The following is a 20781-nucleotide window of genomic DNA, read 5'->3' on the forward strand; positions in this document are numbered from 1 at the left end:
GTCAGCTCCGGGGGAGGATTGCTTCACGTGCCGCGTGGGCGAGAGCGGCCTGGGTCGTCGCGGGCAGGCCGAGCCGGTTCCAGTGGAAGATCACGATGTGGCTGGCGATGCGCCTTAGCCCGCGGTGGAGTTGTCCGGCGTGGGCAGCCGCGGCGAGTTCGCGTCCGGTGTCTGCGTACGCGCGGTGCCAGGGTGCGGCACCGGGTGCTGTACCGTCGGGGCCGAACAGCGAGTTGTCGGGGTCGCTGCCGACGGCGAGCAGGCCGCGTACGTTGCCGATGAGGACGTCCAGACGCGGTGGATCGATCGCTGGAGCGGGGCGCATCGCGGCGACTTGGGCGAACACGTCGCCGCGCTCGAAGTGGTCCAGTTCGGCGGCGTCGAGGAAGGCGCCGATCAGCAGCAGCGACAGTTCCCGCCGGCCGTAGGTGGGCGCCGGTTGGCGCAGGTGTTGCAGGACGCCGCGGCTGTCGGCGCAGAACAGACCGTGGACCGCCTGTATCGCGGCCGGGCCGCCGAACGCGTAGGTTTCCGGTTCGTAGATCGTCGGCCACCACCGCGAGCTTGCGTCGGTCGCGGTGAATTCGTCCAGAGCGCGATTCACGGCCTCGATGTCGGGGTCGGCGAAACGCAGGCGCCAGCACGGGTATTTGCGCAGGAACCACCAGCCGCTGATCGCACCGTCGTGCTGGAGCTGGTCGAGCGTTGGCCCCAGGCGGTCGGCCGCAAGGTGTTCGGCCCGGTGCCAGTCGGAGAATTGGACGCGTACGTCATACCACTGGCCCTCGGCGCGGTGGTGCAGCGCTGCGAGTCCGGCGGAGTGATAGGCGTCGGCGGCGTCGGTCAGCTCGGCCGCGTCCACCCGGGTCGCCGCAGCGACGGTCGTCAGGACCGCACCGGCGAGTATCTGCTGGACGGCGGCCGCGAGTGACGTGGGGGTCAGACGATCAGCAGACATACATCCCATCCACTATGGACGTACCCGTTGGTGGCGGTCTCAGCGGCGAGGAGGATTCCGGCGGAACCGTTCAACAGTCCGGGTTCGGCGACGGCCGGCCCGGCTGCGGCAGTCGTGTGCAGGCCGGCGGCCAGCGCAGGCAGTCGCCCGGCCAGCGCGCTGCGGGGGGCGTCCTCGGCTGCGCGGTAGACGGTCTGGTAGACGCCGGCAAGGCCATGGCACAGACCAGCGTCGGTGGGCCAGTCGACGTCGTAGCGGGTAAGGCATTGCAGGAGAACCGTTTCCGCATCGGCGCTGCGGGTCGGGTTGCCGGTGGCGGTCGCGGCGAGGTGCAGAGCGCGGGCGATGCCGGGGGTGCCGTAGCACCACGACGCCCGGCCGGGCGTCTGATCGACGCGACCGGTGTGCAGCTCTTCGGCGGTAAGCCATTGCGGCCACCAGGTGCGGCCGTCCGGGGTCTCTTGGCGCCACCGGGCGAACCAGTCGGTGAGCCGTTCGATGGCCTCGGCGTGGTCGTCGACGACGTGGCCGTGGCGCATCGCGAGGGCCAGCAGGGCCAGGATTCCGGCCGCACCATGGGCCATGCCCAGGTTCGCGTGCCCGCCGGGGGTCGGCATCGTCGGGTCCGGGTTCTCGGCCGTCCACCAGCCGGGCCGTGGTACGTCGTCGCGGACGCCCGGACGGGTCAACGCGACGAGGTAGCGCAGTACGTCGGCGAAGGCGTCGCTGCCGGGCAGGCGTCGCAGCATGAGGGCGCCGATGCCGGTCAGCCCGTAGAACAGGTCGAACTCGTGCAGCGGTGCGGGGTCGCCGGACCGTGTGCGTGCGGCCGCGTCGGTGAGCTTGGTCTGGGCGATGCGTAGCACGTGCGGGTCAAGGCGGGCGGCGGCGGGCCGGTAACGCTCGTCGAACGTTGCGGCACAGTGCAGAAGGAACGCCAGGGCCGGCGCGCCGTAGAACAAGCCGGTGTGGGGGCCGCCGTCGATCGGCCCGCTGACGGCGGCCTGAATGTGCTGGTGCGCCAGCAGTCGCGCGGCAGGATCGGCGCAGGCCCGTTCGAGGGACGCGAGCGCGATCCCGGGGGCTCCACTGGCCAGAGATTGACGCAGGGCGTCGGGACCATCGAAGGCCACAGGCGCGGCCGTGGGCGTACTCATCGCAGTACCGATCGGGCCAGGCAGCGCAGCGCGGCGGCCCGCACGAGCCGGTCGGTGGTCTGCTCGAAACCCGGATCGATTCCCAACGCCCGGATGTGGTGGTCACGCAGCAGCGTCGGGAGCACCGTGGCCGGGTCGCGCTGCGCGGCCACGGCGTCGAAGTAACGGCGCAGGACGACGCTTCGGTCCCGCCACGTGTCGAGGACCTTGTCTGTACCGGCCGGCCGCGGCGATGAGCGGGTCTCGGCTGGGCCGATGGTGCTGTCGGCCAGTTGGAGGGTGTGCTCGTGCAGGGCGCGGTCCAGCGGCCCGGTCTGTTGCGGAAGAAGGCGCACGAGGGTCGCGTACCCGGCGGGCGGGTCGGCCGCGAAGCCGGCGGCGATCCAGAGCATCGACACCGCAGCGAGTGCCTGTGCGGGGATGCCGCTGGTGTCGGCGGCGGCGATCTGGGCGATGACGCATGCGGTGTCCGCGGCGAAGACCTCTTCGGCGGCGGTCAATGCCGCGTCGTGGCCGTAGCGGCCGAGCTGGTCGTGGTACGGCACCAGAGTCAACCCGCCGGGCAGGCCCCGCCTGGCCATGGTGTCGGCGAACGCCGCCAGGCCGGCCGCCGCCGTCGCAAAGTGCTCGGGCGAGGACAGCCGCAGCGTCACGGTGAAGTGCTGGTCGGCGTCCAACCGCACCAGATCGCGGCGGCGGCGAATCCACCACCGAGAGACAGCCGGGCCGAGCGACGCGACGAGAGCGGGCAGGTGGGCGATGACGGCGTCGAACCGCGCCGGGTTGCCGGCCAGCCGCGCGTGCACCACATCGGAGTCGCCGGGCAGGTAGCGGCGGCCCGCCGGTGTGATCGGCGGCAGCGGCCGCGGTGCCGGGGCCACGGGGACCATGGGGATCAGCAGTTCCGCCGGACGGCCGATCCAACCTTGGTCCGTAGGCATGGCGTCCTCGCGTAACTCCACCCGATCGGTCTTCGCGAGCCGGCTGCGCAACAAGGCCCGATCCAGACGGCGCGTCAGATCCAGCGGTTGACGCAGTTCGCCGTGACACAGAACCACGTGTTGCGGTGCCCGCCATCGCTGTCGCCACACCGCAAGCGCCTCGTCCCATCCGGAGCTCGCCGGGCCGGGCAAGTCGGCAGCGGACAGCAGCCAGCGGGCGGCGGACAGAACGGTGCGGCCGTAGCGCACACGGGGTAGGTACGGCAGGGTCCGGGCCGCACCTACGTCGAGCGGGCCGACGATCGCGGTGCGGGCGTCGGCGACCTCGGCCAGGAACCGTGCCAGCGGCGGACTCTGGACCATGGTGTCCAGCGCATGCGGGATGTGGGGGATGACGCGGCGGCCGGTGGAGATCTGAACCAGGTACATCTGGTCGGCGTCGGCGGTGACGGCCAGATCGTCGAGGCCCATCGGGTCGCCGGTCGGATGTTCGGCGAGCGCCACGATGTCGGGCAGTAGGCGGCCGGTGCGGGTGACGTTCTCGTTGTGGGGGCGCCGCGGCGGAAACGACAGCTGCACCGCCACCGCTGCACTGTCTTGCATTGGCGCTGTGCAGGCGGCGACCAGACGGGCGCGGTCGGCGTCGTCGAACAGGTACGCGAAGCGCCCGGCCATGCTGGTCGGCAACGGCGGCGAGGCGGCCAGCTGAAGCTGGAAGTCCCTGCGGTCCAGCGCCGCCGACGACGCGGCGTACACGCTCACGCCGATCTCGATGCGCGGCGGTGCGATCACATCCGCGGGGTCGCCTACGGTCAGCGCGGTGACGTCGTCGTCGGTCAGCGCGATCTCGTCCAGCTCATCCAGCGCGGCCCGCTGTACCAGGGCCAGAAAGACCGCGTCGCGTTCGGTGATCGCTCGCCAGCTCGGGTGGGCGCGGGGCGCGCCGAGGTACCCGGTCGGAAGTCCGAGTCCGGAGTCGGCCACCAGCTCGCGGACCGGCACCAGCGCGCCCTGGCCGTAGGTGGCCCGGAACCGAGACCGGTAGTCCTGCCATGCAGTGGACCCGAATGGTTTCGTCGACAGCCGCAACAGCACGTCCGCGGCCCGCACTGCCTCCGTCAGCACGTGCTCCGGGATGCGGGCCGTAGCGTCGAGGCGGGTGTCGACGGCCAGGACCGGCGTACGCCCGGCGAAGATCCTGCGCATGTGCCGGGCCGCCGAGGCGCGCACCGTGTACGCCTGGGCTGGTTCGGTCAGCGTGTTGTGGTCGTCGAGAATGTCGCGCACGGTGTCCAGCTCGCCGAGGAGCGGCGCGACGTCGGCGAGCTGGCGGCCGCCGGCGGCGGTGGCCGCGTCGATCACGTGCCTCAGTGCGTCGACGTCGGTCACCGGTGCGCGCAGGCTGGTGATGAGCGAACCGTTGGCTACCAGCGTGTCGACCACCCCGGCGATCTGTTCCGCGCTGGCGGCGGGAAATCGGGCTGCCAGTTGAGCGGCGAGCGCATCGACCTGGATCGGAGCAGTGGCCAGCGTCAGCGCTGCCGCCACCGGGGCGGTGTAGCGGACCGAGGCTTCCCGCAGCGGCACCGCTGTTCCGGCGTCGATGTCCGCCCGGCGGGCCGTGTGGACGCGTCCGTCGCGTATGACGCTGGTGTTGTCCGCGACGACCATCAGCTGGCGGCGTAGCTGCGGATGCCGCTCCAGCCGGTCGATGATCGCCGCCAGCCACTCGCTGTCGGCGCGGGCGATCGTGCGATGGCGCCGCCCGATCGTGACTTCGGTCGGACCGACCGAGGCCAGGGCGACGCCGGCGAACACCCCGAACGGTGTGGCTCGGCCCTGCCATCGCAGCAGATAGCCGGCGACGGAGGTCACCGCCCGGCGGAGGTCCTTAACCGTTGCAGCGGACCTGGCAAGAAGCCGGTCGACCGAAGCGGCCAGGGTCGAGCTGGCCAGGGTGATGGAGTCGCGAACATCGTCGCGGGCCCAGGTCTTCGCGAGCCACGCCAAGCCCTCGGCCCGGACCGCGGCGTCGTCGGCCAGATCCATGCCGCACGGCACGTCCAGGTCGCCGGGGTCGGTCGAGGCGCGCAGCATGACGATGCCGGTGTGCCGGAAGACGGGCGGTACGGACACGACGAGCGCCTCCTCAACAGCGATGAACGCGCTGTCGGCGCCCTCACCGGGACGCCGACAGCATCGTCACAGACCGACCGGAGCCGGATACGGGTCGATCGAGACGGGTCAGGTCGGGTCGCTGGACTTGGTCGCGCAGGCACTAGTGCTACAGCTACTTCCGCAGCCGTCGCTGGTGCTGCACATCATGACGACCAGCGGCGTGGTCGACTCGACGACTCGCATGTCGAGCGCGAACAGATCGTCGTTGTCGGGTGCGGCGGGGCCGAGGCCCGCCGTGGGGTCATACACCGGGTACGCCAGCGCCCAGTTCGACAGCGGGCTCCGGTCGGCGTGGCTCTCGGGTGTGGTGGAGGCGTCTGCGCGGCCGGGGTGTTCCAGCACAGGCATCGTCGTCACGCTCCTCGCGTTGGATGAAACGAAGGGTGGTACGCCCAGCCCGCCGGCTACGCCGCCGAGGGCCAGGAGATCGTGAGCAGGCCATGCGTCTTCTCCAGCTCGGCCACGACGCCAGAAAGGTCGCCGGGCCCGCCGTCGTTCGGCCAGTACGCAAACGTCGGAGCCAGCCCGCCTCGGGCGTACTGATCCCATGCCTGCATCTGGCCGGTCATCGCTGCGGCAGCGTCGCGTCCGTGCCGGCCGTACGCTCTGGCGCCGAGTTCGTAGCGCGACTCCTCGCCGATCCGGCGTAGCGCGAAGTACGCGAACGAATCTGCGTAGACCACTGCGAACGGCAGCCAGTTCGACTCGGCCTTCAACTCGGTGCCTTCGTCCGTCGCGAGCAGGCAGAAACCCGGGAGGAAGCCGGCCATCCACAGATGCAGGTCGGCGAACGGCTCGCTGCCGCCGACGAACACCCCCGACCAGGCTTCCGAGCGTTCGGTGCCCAGCACACCATCCAAGGCGTGCACGTCGTCCGGTACGCCGACATCGAACCGAAGACTCACCGCGTGCCCCCGGGCATCGGGCAGCCGGAAGATCCGCTCCGGCCGGGCGTCGTCACCCTGGACCGGTACGAACCCAGCGAGCTCCGTCGACGTACTGACCAGGTGGTCGCCGTCGCGGCGGAAAGCGATCGTGCGGGTTACGCCGTTCATACGCAGTGGCACCACGATCACTCCGGCCGGGCTGAGGTGATCGAGCAGCGCGGGCGGGATGTCCCACATCCCGACCGTCACGATGATCGCGTCGAATACGCCCGCATCGGGCACACCGCGCGCCGCGTCGGCCTGCACCACCCGGACCCGGCCGCCGTAACCAGCCGCCTCCAGCAGCTCCGCCGCTCGATCGGTGATGTCCGCGTCGATATCGACGCTGACGACGTCCCCGTCCGGACCGACCACCTCGGCCAACAGTGCCGCGTTGTAACCGCCCGACCCGATCTCCAACACGCGCATGCCCGGCCTGACCTTGGCCTGCTCGATCATCCGCGCCTGAATGTAGGTTGCACTCACCGACGAGAGATGCGCCCCATGCTCATCAGTCTTGGTGATCACCGACCGGTCAACGGCATACACCACATCCAGCGGCGTACCAGCGGGAACGAAAGCATGCCGAGGGACCGTCCGAAACGCCGCCTCCACCTCGGGCGAGACGATCATTCCTTCGGCGACCAGGCGCGCAACCAACTCATCCCGGGCCGACTCTCCTCGCCTGGCGTGGTCGGTGACTTCAGCCGCGTACATCAACTCTGCGCTCCTGTCTCGATGCTTCATGGTCTGACGTAGGACTAACGACTCGCGATCTCTCGACCTGAGCTGCCTTGTTTCGAGGAGTAGGCGCAAGTGACTTTCGCTGCCGCCATGGCGGGAGTTGATCAGGTAATACGCCAACGGGAGTACTGCGGAGGTGGTTGCGTGGCGACCGCGCCCTGCGTTGCCGCCTGACTTTGCTTCATCGGTCGACGCTATTCATTCCGGCACGGGTAGGTAGCGCGGCAATCCCCGCATCACGCATGCACTCTCCTGGAGAAGGCTCTCGGGCCAGTGCCCGACTTCTACCTCAATTTCGCCCGGAAGCATGATCATTATCTATGCCCTGATGAATACAACCCTTACTGTATTCATCGACCAGAAAGTGCCCTGGCTACTTCGGGTGCTCAGGAGGTCGAGTGGCGGAGTGCGCCCAGGTAAGGGGCAAATGATCGAGCAAGGCTTTCTAGGACGAGCCGTCCCTTTTCGGCGGTGGCGAGGGATGGCTGGCCGATGACTCCGCTCTTGGTGTATGCCTTCATGCCATGGGTCAACAGGAGGGCGCGTCGGTCAAGTCCGTCGTGATCTGCGGTGGTATACGACGGCCGCACCAGCTGTGGATCGATATGAAGTAGCAGTGAGGTTTCGATTTCGCCGGCGTGCATGTCATCGTGGGCGTCGGTCGAGAGCCCGGCGGCAACTCGTGATGCGGACCAGTCGTCCCGTCCCGGGTAGAGGGCCGCGCAGGGCCCGCTGATCGTAAGCTCTTGCACGACGTTGCTCAGAACGTAGTTGCCGCCGTGCCCGTTGACGATGGCTAGCCGCTCGATTCCTGAGCTCCGCAGCGAGCTGAAGATGTCCATGATCATGTTGTGGAGTGTGGTTGCACTGATGCTGACGGTTCCAGGCCACCCGGCGTGTTCGTGAGAGCATGCGATCGTGATCGGCGGCAGAAGTAGGACGCCGCTGTAGCGGGCGGCTATTGCCGATGAAATGGAGCAGGCCACCAGCGTGTCGGTGCTCAACGGCAGGTGATCGCCATGCTGCTCGAAGCTGCCGATCGGCAGGATGGCAACATCGGGCTTTGCTGCGGTGACGTCGGACGATGCCGCCACGGTGATGATGTCCATGCGCCTCAGCTTGCCTCGCGGCCCTCGGCTGCGTTCCACCGGGCTCGGAGCTGTTCGTATCCAGTGACGCTGAGTAGACGCTGGTCGGAGATGAGAGGCCCTATCACCCGCTCAGTGCGACGCGACTGAGTCTGGTCGGCGAGGTCGAGTGCGATGCGCCCCTGAGCGATGGCTTGCTCCGGACGCCCGGAATTCAAGTACGCGATGCTGAGGTTCGCCCGAAACAGCCCTTCGTCCAATCGCTGGGGCGAGGGCCACGTCCGAAGGACATCCTCGAAGATGGCGGCCGCCGCGACGGCTTCGCCCAAGGAGAGCAGACATTGCGCCTCGTGAGCCCGGATGTACTCCGGTGTGCAATGCGCGGCGACTGCGCGATCCGTAGGATCCGAGGCGCCCGCTTCGTCGATTAGCGAGGCAGCGGCTCGGAGGTGTCCTAGAGCTGTCGGTCGTTCACCGATAGCAGCGCGGGCCTGGGCCGCTCTGATGAGGAGCAGTGCCCGTACTCTTGGCGGTAGCTTGGACTGTTCGGTGGTATTAACCAGGTTCAACGACACTCTTGGCTGACCAGCCTCAGCCGCACGTTGTGCGCGACGCATCACAACGTATGCGCCGAATGTCGCGTCAGATGCCTTCGCGGCCAGCCGCCCCGCCTTCTGAAGCCAAGCGGCCGCGACCGCCGACTCGTTGGTGTTGTCAGCGATCCAGCTTCCGAACTCCAGCCAGCGTGATTGGGACCGCAGGAAGTCAAGGTGGACTCGCCCCGACGTCTTACCGCCATAGTGGGAGATGACGTTGACTTCTGTGGAAACGATTCGCATTAGGTCATGACCGCCTGCGGCGTTGCGGGAAGAAGCCAACACGCTCAGGAGGTCGTTCCAATGCTGGACGAGCTGCGGGTTGGCAACCTGAGGCCGCCGGGCGGCCCGGCGTTCGACATCGGCTTCGTCCCACAGTTCGATCAAGCGTCCGTCGGCAGCTAGGACCCGATCGAGAGTCTCGGCGATCCGTCGAGTCGGGCGCCGGTCAGCCCGTTCGTATTTGGCAAGTGCATCTGGCGAGGCTGGAAGTTCCGGCGCTAGCTGTGCGAGGGACAGGCCGCGATCTGCGCGAAGATCTCGCAGGGCGGCTCCGAACCGATGCTGGGCGGAGAGCGTGGGATCGAGCGACGCTGGTGCCTGTGGCATGACGCACCATCCTTCGGCTCCTGGTTCATATCGAGGCAAATGATAGCCCTATGAGGCTCCGCCGCGCCATCGCATCACGACCAGGCGTAGGACTGCGTGCCGCTCGTGCTACCAGGAAGAGCCCTAATCGCCGGAAGCCAAAGACGCCGGAGTCTCCGTGTCGCTTTCGCAAGCGCAGCGAATACATCTCGGAATGTATTCATTCAAGGTATCGCCTCGGATGAGCTCAGTAGGCCAAATAGATGCGTGTCCTGACGTCATCAATGGCGAAGCGGGAACACCCGTCCACGATGTCCTGAACTGAGGGAGCCGTCGGTGTCGAAGATTGCAGGCGTGGTCTTGCATTGCAGGCGGTCGCGGACCGCGCTGAAGAAGCGTCGGGTAGGAAGGTCACGGCCGAAACCCATAGGGCGCCCAAACCAGCCCAAATTCAGCCGCCTGGCCTTGAGTATCGAGAGCCCGGTATGACGAGGGTCTTGGCGCTGCGGACCCTGGGGGCCCCCGCGTTGTGGGTGTACGCCGTGGGGGCATCTTCGCCGATGACGGTGCTCGTGGGTGGGTTGCCGACGATGTATGCGTCGAGTGGTGTGGTGGGTGTGCCGGCGGGATTCTTGTTGATCACCCCGATCTTGCTTGCGTTGCTGGTGGGCTATGTGGCGGTGACGCAGCAGGTACCGCATCCTGCGGCGTTCTATGCGGTGGTTGCTCAGGGGATTTCGCCGACGGCGGGGATCGCGGCGGGTTTCGTGGGTCTGCTGGGGTACAACGCGATCGGTATTTCTCTGTACGGCCTGCTGGGCTACAACCTTTCGCAGCTGGCGGGCAGTTGGTGGGTGTGGGCGTCGGCGGCGTTGGCGTTCGTGACGTTGCGGGGGCTGCGTAGCGGCGGCCGCAACGCGAAGATCATGGGCTGTTTCCTCGCCCTGGAGCTGGGTGTGCTGCTGGTCTATGTGCTGGCCGCGTTCGCCAGCCCGGCCCGTGGCCACGTCGAGTTCGCGAGCCTGTCACCGGCGAAGCTGTTGGTGAGCGGGGTCGCGATCGTGCTGGTCTTCATGTTGGCGGCCATGACGGGCACCGAAACACCGGGCGCCCACGGTGAAGAGGCGCAGCCCGGCGCGGCGCGCCGGGCGACGCTCATCGCCGCCGCGGTCATGGGGCCGATGTACGCGTTGTTAGCGTGGGCGATGGCCGTGCACGCAGGCAGCGATCATGTCGTCGACTCCGCCGGCGCATTCCTCGCCGGCCATGGACCCGGACCGCTGGAGCTGCTGGGAGCTGTCTACGGGTCGGCCGTGACGCACATCAGCAATCTGATCTTGGTGACGAGCATCGTGACGGCGATGATCGCGTTCCATTCGACCGGTGCCCGGTACACGTTCGGGATGGCCCGCGAGGGTGTGCTGCCGAAGGGCTGGGCCGCGGTCGGGCGGGGTGAGCGTGACGGTGCTCCGTGGGCGGCGTCGTTGGTCCAGACCGTGATCGCATCGGGGGTGATCGGCGGCTGGGTGGTGCTGGGCTGGTCGCCGATGGTGTTGTTCACGTGGCTGTCGACGATCGGAGCGGTTTCGATCTTGACGTTGCTGGTCGTGTCGTCGGTCGCGGCGTTGAAGTTCTTCAACTCCGGCGCCGGTGGTAACGAGGGCGTTTTCGTGCGCCGGGCCGCGCCGATGGCCGGGTTGGTGTTCGGGTTCCTCGTTCTGGCGATGGCGTTGACCAACGTCAACGCGCTGTTGAGCCTGCCGCCGGACTCACACCTTTCCCTGTTGGTACCTGGCGTGATCGTGGCGGTCGCCGTGATCGGCGCAATGTGGGGGCGGACGCTGCGGCGGGATCGGCCGCAGACGTGGCAGGGCACGGGCGCCACGATCGCTGATCCGGTGACGGCCGATGTGACGCGCCTGCATGAGCTGGAGATGTGATGGCCGACTACACCTCGACTACCTCGCCCTACCTGGCGGCCGCACAAGCCCCGGCCGGGCAGCGGACCGCTTCTGCGGCGACCGACGGGGAACATCAGGCGCACGCCGGTCGTGAGCCGCAGTGGATCGCGGACTTGCGCCGCGCGGCGGTCGATCGGGCGAAGCTCGGCGCGGTCCGGCATGCCCGCAACGTGTGGGAGCTGCGGCACCGGGATCCGTTGTGCCATCACGGTCTGGCGCTGCTGTACACGCAGCCCGAAGTCGACACAGTTCGGGCACGTAACGTCCCGCCCCGCCAGCCGGCGCCGATGCGCACGGCCATCACGTCCGCGTGGCGGTACTGGCTGGCCGGCCCGGAAGTCGAAGACCTGCCCAGCCTGCTGTTCAAGCTTCACCAGGAGATGGCACCGCGCCTGCTGGAACCGGGCTTTGACGTCCGCGACTGGCTGACGTTCAAACCCGACCCGGGCATGCAACCCGATGCCGTGTACGCCGGCATCGCGGCGGTCAGCCTCGACCTGCCAGACCGGCCGTGGCGGGAAGCCAGGCCGACGATCCGCCGGGGGGAGGACATCGCCTCGTACGTGCGCGTCGTGCTCACCGACGGCACGTTGGTCGCGCTGCTGCGTAAGGGATACAACGACTTCAACCATGTCCGGGTGCAGTCGACGCACAACCTCGCCTTCGCCGACGGGGCCGCTCCCTACCCGCTGCGCCGGATGACGGCGTCGGAGATGGTCCCCGATCGCGACGACGACAGCGACCCCTTCAAGTGGCTGATCGCCCTGGGCGACACCTGCGCGCAGGCCGACAACCGGCGCGTGGTCGGCCGCCAGCCGGGCGGCCGGCGATGACCTTTCCCGCAGTCGACCCCCATCTCACCCTCGCGGCGGTGGCTGAGCGCTGGACGGCAGGCCGGCGTACCAACATCGCCTTTCCCGGCGCCTACGATCTCGGCCCCCTGATCGACCAGCATTTTGCGGCCGCAGGGCTGTGGAGCCAACTGGGCAACAACATCGGCTCCCCGTACGACGACGGGCACGGCCACGACCATTCCAAACCACAGGAACGCCAGGTCGTCGACCTGCTCGCCGACATGTTCGGTGCCCCGGCCAGCCGGTGGGGGTACGTGACCAGCGGCTCGACCGAATCCACCCTCCACGCCCTCTACGACGCCAAACAGCAGCTTCCGGGACTGGTCGTCTACACCTCCGCCGACGCCCACTACTCGGTAGTCAAGCTGTGCGTGCTCCTACGCCTGCCGTGGGTGATCGTCGAGGCGACCGACGACGGCCGCATCGACCTGGCCGACCTCGGGCAGGAGATGGGCCGCCGCCGCGACCAACCAGCGATGGTCGTCGCCACGGCGGGAACGACCATCACCGAGGGGTGCGACGACGTGGCCGCGATCGCCGACCTGTGCCACCGGTACGCGCGCGGCCGGTGGCGCCTGCACGTCGACGCGGCCCTGGCCGGCCCGCCACTCGGCCTGCTCCCGGCGTCGGTCCGGCCGGCGTTCGACTTCGCGGCCGGAGCGACCTCCATCGGGATCAGCGGGCACAAGTCGCTGAGCACCTGCGATCCCTGCGGGGTGATCGTGTATGCCGAGCCGCCCTATGCGGCCGCCCGGGCGCAGATCGCCTACACCGGCACCGCCGACGTCACGATGAGCGGATCGCGCAGCGCCCGCACACCGCTGAAACTGTGGCTGGTCCTCAACGCCCTGGGCGCTGACGGACACCGCGAGCGGTTCGACGTCGCGCGGCAGGTCGCCGCGTACGCGCATGACCGGCTGCGCACGATCGGCGTGGCCGCCGAACGCAACCCGCACGCCTTCACCGTCTACTTCCCGCCGCCACCCGCCGGGCTGACCGAACGGTGGGCGATCGCCACCGACCGCCGCTACGGGCACATCATCTGCATGCCCGGCATCGAACCGGCCCAAGTCGACGAGTTCGCCCGCGACTGGGCGAAACTCCTGCCGAAGTCCCGCAGACTGGTCCGCCCCCGCCGACCCGCCGCACACGCTGAGGAGCCGGTCACCGTCGGGGGCACGGCATGAAGATCCTCGACCTCACCCCACGTCGACGACCACGGCGAGCAGACCGCGCCGTGTCCATGAGGCTGCCCCGACAGCGCTACCACCGCGCCGGCGGGGCACCGGTCAGCGCCGCCGATGCCTGCGGCACTGCCCCCGACCGCAGACCGCCGGCCGGCCCCGGCGATCACGCATCGGCGGCGCTGACCCAACGTCGATCCGCGCTCCATTCGCACCTGGACCAGCCGCGATGACGACAACCACGCAACCTCACCTGCCCTCGTCGCTGCTGCAAATACTGACCTGCGCCCAGTGCAAGGAACTGGTCCTGCCGTGGCTCGATCCGACGATCGGCCCCGTGTACGACTGTCAGCCGGTATGTCGCCCGCTGCCGCTCGACGCCCGGGAACTCGAACACCAACTCCACCGCGCACTGGCCGGCATCGTGGCCATGGACCGCGCTGCGCAGGTCCTGGAGCGGATCGTCATCACCGACGCCAGCCCCAGCGGCCTGCACCTCATCTGGAAGGTCAACCTGCCACCGCGGCCACAGCCGCCGGCCACGCCACCGCCGTCTGAGGGGTTCGTGCCTCCCCGGCCCCGGAGCCGACCATGACCGTCGACCTGATCCACGCCCGGCTCGTGTTCCTCCACCTCCGACTGCGCGACCAGCTGCTCGTGCCGGGCCTGATCGTCGTGGTCCTCGGCAGCCCCGCGTCCCTGTTCGCGCCCGTCGCCACGGTGTACGCCCGGCGGGCGGCCTTCGCATGACCGATGCCCTGCTCCAGGTCGACGCCGTCACCTACCGGTACGGCGATCTGGTCGCCGTCGACGACTTCACTCTGGTCGTCCAGCCGGGGGAGCGGCTGGCGCTGCGCGGCGCGAGCGGCGCTGGGAAGTCCACATTGCTCGACCTCATCGACGGTACGGTCACGCCCGCGGCCGGGCGGATTGTGTTCGCCGGCCAGGACATCACCGCATGGTCGGCGGATCGGCGGGCGGCCATGGGGATCGCGCGGGTCTTCCAAAAACCGCAGTCTGCCGAGTGGTTGACCGTCTGCGACAACATCCTGCACGGGGCCCGCCAGCACCGTCGCCAAGGCGTGCACGTAGTCCGGCAGGGTGCCGCCCTAGTCAACGCCCTCAACGCCAACGCCTACGACCTGGCTGCCTGGGCGGGACTGCGAGACCTCGCCGACGTGCTGGCCGGGGAGCTGTCGTACGGCCAACGTCGCCGGCTCGATCTGGCGATGGCCATGGCCGTCGAACCGATGCTGCTGCTGCTCGACGAACCGACCGCCGGACTGTCTTCCGAGGAGGCCGGGTTCGTCGGCGCGCTGTTGCGTAACCTGCCGGTCCAGATCGCCTACCTGCTCGTGGAGAACGACTCGGTGATCGCCGACCGGCGTACCTCGACCGCTGTGCACTTCAACCAGCCGCCGCTGCTGCGGAGGCGCCGCGATGAGCCGGACCGTCCTGCAGGAGGCGAACGATGAACCTGGAGAAGACCACGCCGCCGAGCGGCACCATCGCGACCTGCCGCGGCTGCCCGCGCCCGGTGGTCTGGGACGACGTCCACGGCTGGATGCACACCCATTCCGACCAGCCGCCCGTACTCCGTACGCACCACGTGGCCGACGCCGTCTGGCCGCAGCGATGAACGCAGCCCTGACCCTCCAGCCCGGCGGGTTCCTGCGCGGCCCGCAGCGGCGTACCCCACCAGCCACCCGCGACCCCCGGCCGCCGATCGTGCCGTACCCGGCGGCCGTCACCCGGCCCGGCTGGACGCACCTGCCACAGCGCCTCCGCGACGAGATCGACGAGCGGTCCGGGCAGCCGGTCATCGACGCGACCCCGTCGGCGGCCGGGTTCAGCGCCACGTTCGCCGCGGTCCTCACCCACGCCGACGGCCGCCGGTCCTTCTGCAAGGCCGCACCCGCCGCCAGCCCGACCGGCCAGGCGTACGTCCGTGAAGCCCTGATCGTGGCCCGGCTGCCCGCCGACATCCCCGCAGCCCGGCTGCGCTGGCACCACCACACCGACTGGATCATCGCCGTCTACGACGCCATCGACGGCGCCAGCCCGGCCCGCGGCTGGACGAGCGACCCCACGCCGATCCTCGCCGCCGTCACGAACACGGCCCATGGGCTCACCCACGTCTCCGGGGCGCTGCGCGCCGCGGCCCGGCCGGCAGAACCGCTGCCCGCCGGATGGGCCGACATCGCCGAGGGCGTACGGCCGCTGCCCACCCACGCCGCCGCCCTCGCACCGCTCGCGCCGTCGATGGCCCGCTGGGAAGCCGACTTCCTGACCGCCGTCGCAGACACCCGCGAACTCGCCCACTACGACGTGCGGCCAGACAACCTGATGGCCAACGAGCACGGACGGGTCTGGCTGGTCGACTGGGCCACCCTACGCCCCGGCCCATCCTATGTAGACACGGTGATGCTGGCGATCGGCGCCGCCGACGATGGCGCCGAGCCGCAGCGGTTCTTCGACCAAGCGGCACCGAAGGTTACAGGCGACCAGGTCGACCAGACCCTGGCGTGGCTGTCGGGAGCGTGGCTCGCATACGCCGGCGACCCACCGCGGCCCGACGCCCCGCATCTGCGTCACCACCAGCTGCGCAGCGGCCTGCTCGCCTGGGAGTGGCTCGCCCACCGCCACGGCCTGCCCCACACACCTGCCTTCCCGACCGGCGCCGGGCACACCCCGGCCTAACCCAGAAAGCCTGCCACCTGCCATGTCACGCCTGCGTCTTCTGGCCACCGCGCTGTTCACCGCCGCGACCCTGCCGCTGCTGCTGCTCACCGGCGCGATCGGGTCCGCAGCCCGGCTCGCGTCGATCGCCCTGCCCGTCGCGATCCTCACCGCAGGGACGGTGACCTGGCTGCTGTGCCGACCCCGGCTGCGGCCCGCGGACCGGCTGTCGACGTACGTGGCCGACCTCAGCCCGGCGCTGAGCATCGCCGCGACCGCCGTCGCCTTGGTCTGCTGGACCCTGCTGCAATTCGGCGCGTACGCCGCGGCCGCGTACCTGATCGACGGCGAGAACCTGGGCGCTGCTTACCCGCTGGGCCTGATCGCGCCCGCCATCGGCACGGTCGCCGCGAGTTGGTGGCCCTCGCGACCAACCAGACTACGTCCACAATGGTTTGTCGGCCCGGCGTTGATCGTGTTCGTCCTGGACTGCCTCGACCACATGTCGGCCATCCGGATATGGAGCGGCCTGCTCGGTCCGAACTCATGGCTGTCGGAGGCCGTCGGTGTGCTGCTGCTGATCGCCGCGCTCGCCGGGACGCTGGGCCGTTTGCACGGCGGCGGCAGTATCCGCCGGCGAACGATCGCCGAGAACGCCACCATGGCCGCTGTCGCCGTCCTGGCCGCCTGGTTCGGCTACGACATCGTGTTCGCCGTCGCCGGCCATCTGCCGCCCGCGCCGATCGGCGCCACCGACACAGCGATCACCGGCACCGGCGGCCCGGCCGGGCAGCAGATCGGGGTCGACGCGTTGCACCAGGTGGCCGACAACGTACGCGGTCTGATGTACGTCGTCTGCGACGACGTCGGCGCCTGGCCGATGCTCATCGCGGCCGTCACCGCGGCCGTGCTGTTCGGCCGCATGATGACCGACCAGATCGACACGCTGCGCCGGCTGCGCACCGGGGCCAGCAGCCCGGCACCGGCACCCTCCGCGACGGCCCGGCTGCTGCACCTGTGCGCAGTGTGCGCCGGGCCCCCGCTCGTCCTCGCGTTCGGTCCCGGCCCGGCCGCGTACACGGCGATCGTCGTCGGCGGCCTCGGCCCGACCTTCCTACTGATCTTCGCCGCCGTCGGGTACGCCCGGCAGCGCCACCTCGAATGGGGCCCGCTGTCAGGCATCCCCAGCGGTACGGTCCTGACGCTGATCGCGGTCACCCCGGCGGCCGCCCTGACCGTCGCGCTGCCGCGCATGTTCGCCTGGACCTGGTCCACCCCGGCCAGCTGGTACGCCGCCGTCATCTACCCGGCGACCGCAGCAGCCGCCGGCGCGGCCGGGCTGTGGCTGCGTCGAAGCCGCCCGGCGACCTACGACAAGGCTCAGTACAGCGTGCGCGGCCCGGCCGCGGACCCGTACGCCGACCTGGAAGACATGAGCCACCCCGGCTGGCCTGTCCGCGACGGCCACATCGTCCGGGTCGGGGACCGGATCGTGGTGACGCTCGACGACGGCCGGCCCACCGAAGCCGTCATCGAGGCCGGCGACGACCAGCAACGGCCGGTCATCCGGATCGGCGCCAGTGCACTGCTGGCCGTCGACCCGGCCGCCATCCACGTACCGACCATCACCGCAGCGGTGACCGCATGAGCACGTTCCTGCGTACCGCGGCGGCCGTAGTGGCAGCCGCCGCGTCGCTGACCACGATCGCGCTGGCCCGCGACCCGCACCACGACGTATCGCGTCCGGCCGTCGTGTTCGTCCCGGCGGCCGACCCGATCATCTTCCCGCAACCGACAGTCACATACGTCCACTATCGACAGTGGACGTTTGATCCGCTGCACCCGATCGCCGGTGTCGTCTCCTCGGACGTACGGGTGTGGTGGAACATCGACGGCGCCGCGCTCATCCAGCGGTGCAACGTCACCGAAACCAAAAGCATGCAACCGATCGTCGACCTGGCCGGCCCAAAGCTGTGTCCCGACATGCAGCACCTGCCCGCCGGACGATTCAGCATCCCGGCGGCCCAGCCGCTACCGACCGACGAGCCGGCCATGCGGCGCGTCCTCTCCGTCTACGCCGCCGCAACCAGCGGCCACAGCCTGATCACCGCCACCGCCGCCCTGTACCGCCAGCACATCCTCAACCCCCAGCAGCGAGCCGCCGTCCTGCTCGTCCTCGCCGACATCCCGCAGCTGATGCTGCGCGGCAACATCACCGACCGGGCGGGCCGACCCGGCGAGGCCTACACCCTCGACCGCACCGAGCCCGACGGCGCGACCATCGAGGAACTCCTCGCCATCGACCCGCACAACGGCGACATCCTCGGCTACGACAAGGTGCTCATCAAACCGGGCGTCGGCAGCGAGATGCGACCGAACACCGTCGTGGAATCCGTGACCTACCTCGACACGGCCACCGCGTACGCGATCCCGAGCACCCCGGCGATGTGGTGCAGCGGCGACGACTGCACCAGCATCGATCCCGCCGCACCACCACCATCAGCCACCGCCCGTCCACGTCCGTCCCGCTCCACAGCAGCTTCGGGCGCCCACCCCGACGGCAGCCTGGACGGGGTCGGCCAGACCGGGAGACGGTGGCCTGGGGCGCTGACCGCGACTACGGGCGCGATGATGGCGGCCCGAGCCGGCAGGCAGGCGGATGCCCGATGAGCAGCACCTCCGCAGCCGCAGCACCGATCGCCGACGACGCATACCTGCACGGTCTGCGAGCGGCCAACCAGCGTGACCGTCGACGCCGGCGCCAAGCCGCCATCCTCGCGTACACGCTCGCGTGTACGGTCGCAGCTGCCGCCTTCGGCCTCGCTGTCGTGTTCCCAGCCCCGCTCGGTGAACCGCCGGTAGGCCGACGTCCGCTCGCCGACCAGGCGATTCTCGACTTCGCGGCCAGCATCCACGACGGGCCGTTCGATCACGCCCGCGGCCGCTACCTGTACGTCCAAACGCGCGAGGTCGGGCAGATGCCCACCGGCACGCTCAGTATCGGCATCCGACAGACCTGGCAAGCCGACGACGAATCCGGCGCGAGCAGCGAACGAGAATTCCGGATGCCGATGTCGGCATGGCAGGAATCGACCGTACGCCGGGCCTCGTTCGCCGACGCCGAGCTGTATGGCTTCGAGCTGCCCGGCCACCCGACGATCGTCACACCCCAGCGGGCATGCCCTCCGGGCAGCCTGCTGTTCGCTCCGGACGCAGCGACCCCGATCGACTACACCCGTGCGACTGACGTCGTCTACTTCATCTCCGACGCGCAGTCCACGCTCGGCCCCGACCTCGACTGCCGCCGGGCGATCCTGCGCGCGCTGGCCGTCCTCACCGGCCCGAAGCTGACCGGCCCGGCCGTCGACCCGCTCGGCCGCCCCGGAACCGCCATCACGATCGACACCCCCGCCGAGCACGACGAACTGATCTTCGACCGGGACACCGGGATGCTGCTGTCCATCGCCATGACTGACAAGGGCATCGGGACCGTGCCGCCAGGCCCAGGGCTCCTCCAGGCGTTCGAGCAGATCACCCGCACCGACCAGCGCTGGCCCGCCGACGCCATCAGCTACTACCCACAGCCCCAACCGATCGGCACCGTGGCACCGAACACGCCGGAGCAGCCATGAACGACCACCAGCCCCACCGGCGACCGACGACTCTCCCGACCGCTGCGGCCGCCGCCGATCCGGCCGTCACGCCCACCGGCAGACCAGATGAACCGTTCGACGTACACAAGCTGGCCGACATCGTCGGCGACGGTTGGGTCGTCGAGCTTCTGCGAAGCCACGACCGATCCGCCGGACAGCAACCGCCCCAGGTGAACATGGCCGAGCTGCGGGCCCGCGCCGCCGCCGGGGACTACACGCCGCTTTCGCGGCGGGTACGCCGAAAGGCCTGCCTCACCCTCCTGTACCGGCGCTGGTCCGGACGGCTGCACGCACTCGCCGACCGCTGCCGCCTGCAACTCCCCCTGCCTCTTCATGGCAATCCCGACCGTGACTGCCTTGACCCGGGGCGGCCGTCAGCGCCACGAACGACCCGCACGCCGGCGAACGGAGGCCACTGATGCCTGACAACCCCGACCTGCTCACCGTCGCCGTCGAACGACTGCGCGACATGCAGGTCCACCTCGGCAGCCGGCTGTCCAGCCCCGATCTGCCCGGCTGCGCCGCGTACCCCGCCCAGCATGACGGCCGCCCGGTCGTCGTCACGATCCGGATCCACGAAGGCGAACAGATCGAGGCACGATTCCAGCTCGAACAAGACCTCTACCGGGCCGCCGGTCACGACTGCCCGCTACCGCTGGGCCACCCCATCTACCTCGACGAGATCCTGACCATCGTCGAAGCCGTACCCCTCAGCCGCCGAACTCCCGCGCCGAGCGGTCCCGCGCTGGCACACCTCCTCGACGCGCTCGACTGGCTGCACGCGTGGACCCCGACCGCCACCACGCTGCAACCCGTCGGTGCGGAAGAACTGCCACTCGACGAAGAACTCGGCCTGTTCCAGCAGTTCGACCTCCTCCGGCCGAGCGGCCGATCCGCAATCCGCATGTTCCTAGGCCGAAACCCACGACGCCGCATCGAACTCGGCCACCTCGACCCCAGCCTGATCCGGTTCACCGCCAAGGCCTTCACGGCGCTACGCGGACCGCTTGACGTCGCCTGGCGTCGTGCCGGACACGACTGGGCACACCTGCAACTGCGATGGGGCGCCCGGCACCCATGGCTGGCCAAGGAGCTACAGATCCGGGCCGAGCGAGCCGGCATCGAAGGCACCTATACCTCCGTGCTCTTGCTGGCCGCGTGCCGCCAGTGGATGCGCAACGTCGGCCAACCCGGCCCCGCCCAGCAGGTCCTCCGGGACCAGATCACCGACACGCAACTGCGGCTGCACCTCATCTACGAAGCCGCCCTATGAG

At 69.5% G+C, this 20781-nt stretch carries 20 protein-coding genes; 13 read left to right on the top strand and 7 right to left on the bottom strand.

Going from position 1 to position 20781, the window contains the following annotated elements; translation table 11 throughout:
* Window position 1: 1 nt before the first annotated feature.
* The 7 genes from G401_RS0136560 to G401_RS55315 all read right to left on the bottom strand — a co-directional run bounded on the left by G401_RS0136560 (window position 2) and on the right by G401_RS55315 (window position 9197).
* A complete protein-coding gene (locus G401_RS0136560; protein ID WP_027346387.1) occupies window positions 2-958 on the bottom strand; it encodes a thiopeptide-type bacteriocin biosynthesis protein in 957 nt (318 codons plus the stop codon).
* Window positions 940-2115, bottom strand: coding sequence for a lanthionine synthetase C family protein (locus G401_RS0136565; RefSeq protein ID WP_051367751.1), 1176 nt, complete (start codon window positions 2113-2115; stop codon window positions 940-942). The genes G401_RS0136560 and G401_RS0136565 overlap by 19 nt, the downstream gene beginning before the upstream one ends.
* Window positions 2112-5192: a lantibiotic dehydratase gene (locus G401_RS0136570; RefSeq protein ID WP_027346389.1), complete on the bottom strand. Its 3081-nt coding sequence runs from the start codon at window positions 5190-5192 to the stop codon at window positions 2112-2114. Before G401_RS0136570 ends, G401_RS0136565 begins: the two co-directional genes overlap by 4 nt.
* 108 nt (window positions 5193-5300) lie before the next feature.
* The gene (locus G401_RS58070) at window positions 5301-5582 is read right to left on the bottom strand and encodes an FxLD family lanthipeptide (RefSeq protein WP_084558019.1); all 282 of its coding nucleotides are present in this window, start codon (window positions 5580-5582) and stop codon (window positions 5301-5303) included.
* Window positions 5583-5638: 56 nt separating this feature from the next.
* Window positions 5639-6907: a methyltransferase, FxLD system gene (fxlM, locus tag G401_RS0136580; RefSeq protein ID WP_245602035.1), complete on the bottom strand. Its 1269-nt coding sequence runs from the start codon at window positions 6905-6907 to the stop codon at window positions 5639-5641.
* Window positions 6908-7290: 383 nt separating this feature from the next.
* Window positions 7291-8013 (bottom strand): creatininase family protein, encoded by a 723-nt coding sequence (locus tag G401_RS0136585; RefSeq protein WP_027346392.1) that lies wholly within the window; start codon window positions 8011-8013, stop codon window positions 7291-7293.
* Between the two features lie 5 nt (window positions 8014-8018).
* The gene (locus tag G401_RS55315) at window positions 8019-9197 is read right to left on the bottom strand and encodes a helix-turn-helix domain-containing protein (RefSeq protein ID WP_084558021.1); all 1179 of its coding nucleotides are present in this window, start codon (window positions 9195-9197) and stop codon (window positions 8019-8021) included.
* A gap of 539 nt (window positions 9198-9736) precedes the next feature.
* Between G401_RS55315 and G401_RS50940 the strand changes: the two genes are divergently transcribed.
* From G401_RS50940 to G401_RS0136660, 13 genes are all read left to right on the top strand, one after another.
* Entirely contained in the window at window positions 9737-11116 is a 1380-nt protein-coding gene (locus G401_RS50940) for an APC family permease (protein ID WP_169734295.1), read from the top strand.
* Window positions 11116-11970 carry a hypothetical protein gene (locus G401_RS0136605; protein WP_027346394.1) on the top strand — a complete coding sequence of 285 codons (855 nt, stop codon included), beginning with the start codon at window positions 11116-11118 and terminating at the stop codon, window positions 11968-11970. The genes G401_RS50940 and G401_RS0136605 overlap by 1 nt, the downstream gene beginning before the upstream one ends.
* Window positions 11967-13178 carry a pyridoxal-dependent decarboxylase gene (locus G401_RS50945; RefSeq protein ID WP_084558023.1) on the top strand — a complete coding sequence of 404 codons (1212 nt, stop codon included), beginning with the start codon at window positions 11967-11969 and terminating at the stop codon, window positions 13176-13178. The genes G401_RS0136605 and G401_RS50945 overlap by 4 nt, the downstream gene beginning before the upstream one ends.
* Window positions 13179-13404: 226 nt before the next feature.
* Window positions 13405-13770: a hypothetical protein gene (locus tag G401_RS0136615; protein WP_027346395.1), complete on the top strand. Its 366-nt coding sequence runs from the start codon at window positions 13405-13407 to the stop codon at window positions 13768-13770.
* Window positions 13767-13925, top strand: a complete 159-nt coding sequence (locus G401_RS56445; RefSeq protein WP_157546730.1) for a hypothetical protein — start codon at window positions 13767-13769, stop codon at window positions 13923-13925. Before G401_RS0136615 ends, G401_RS56445 begins: the two co-directional genes overlap by 4 nt.
* On the top strand, window positions 13922-14650 hold the full coding sequence (locus G401_RS50950) for an ATP-binding cassette domain-containing protein (protein WP_051367759.1): 729 nt from the start codon (window positions 13922-13924) through the stop codon (window positions 14648-14650). Before G401_RS56445 ends, G401_RS50950 begins: the two co-directional genes overlap by 4 nt.
* Window positions 14647-14814: a hypothetical protein gene (locus tag G401_RS56450; RefSeq protein ID WP_157546731.1), complete on the top strand. Its 168-nt coding sequence runs from the start codon at window positions 14647-14649 to the stop codon at window positions 14812-14814. Before G401_RS50950 ends, G401_RS56450 begins: the two co-directional genes overlap by 4 nt.
* Window positions 14811-15875 carry a hypothetical protein gene (locus tag G401_RS0136635; RefSeq protein ID WP_027346396.1) on the top strand — a complete coding sequence of 355 codons (1065 nt, stop codon included), beginning with the start codon at window positions 14811-14813 and terminating at the stop codon, window positions 15873-15875. Before G401_RS56450 ends, G401_RS0136635 begins: the two co-directional genes overlap by 4 nt.
* 22 nt (window positions 15876-15897) lie before the next feature.
* On the top strand, window positions 15898-17502 hold the full coding sequence (locus G401_RS0136640) for a hypothetical protein (protein WP_027346397.1): 1605 nt from the start codon (window positions 15898-15900) through the stop codon (window positions 17500-17502).
* Window positions 17499-18524: a hypothetical protein gene (locus G401_RS53800; RefSeq protein WP_051367762.1), complete on the top strand. Its 1026-nt coding sequence runs from the start codon at window positions 17499-17501 to the stop codon at window positions 18522-18524. Before G401_RS0136640 ends, G401_RS53800 begins: the two co-directional genes overlap by 4 nt.
* Entirely contained in the window at window positions 18521-19486 is a 966-nt protein-coding gene (locus tag G401_RS0136650) for a hypothetical protein (RefSeq protein ID WP_027346398.1), read from the top strand. The genes G401_RS53800 and G401_RS0136650 overlap by 4 nt, the downstream gene beginning before the upstream one ends.
* On the top strand, window positions 19483-19926 hold the full coding sequence (locus G401_RS0136655) for a hypothetical protein (RefSeq protein ID WP_027346399.1): 444 nt from the start codon (window positions 19483-19485) through the stop codon (window positions 19924-19926). The genes G401_RS0136650 and G401_RS0136655 overlap by 4 nt, the downstream gene beginning before the upstream one ends.
* Window positions 19926-20780, top strand: coding sequence for a hypothetical protein (locus G401_RS0136660; protein WP_027346400.1), 855 nt, complete (start codon window positions 19926-19928; stop codon window positions 20778-20780). Before G401_RS0136655 ends, G401_RS0136660 begins: the two co-directional genes overlap by 1 nt.
* Window position 20781: the final 1 nt, after the last annotated feature.

It is taken from the genome of Hamadaea tsunoensis DSM 44101, from assembly GCF_000428945.1.
In the GTDB taxonomy this organism is placed as follows: Bacteria; Actinomycetota; Actinomycetes; order Mycobacteriales; family Micromonosporaceae; genus Hamadaea; species Hamadaea tsunoensis.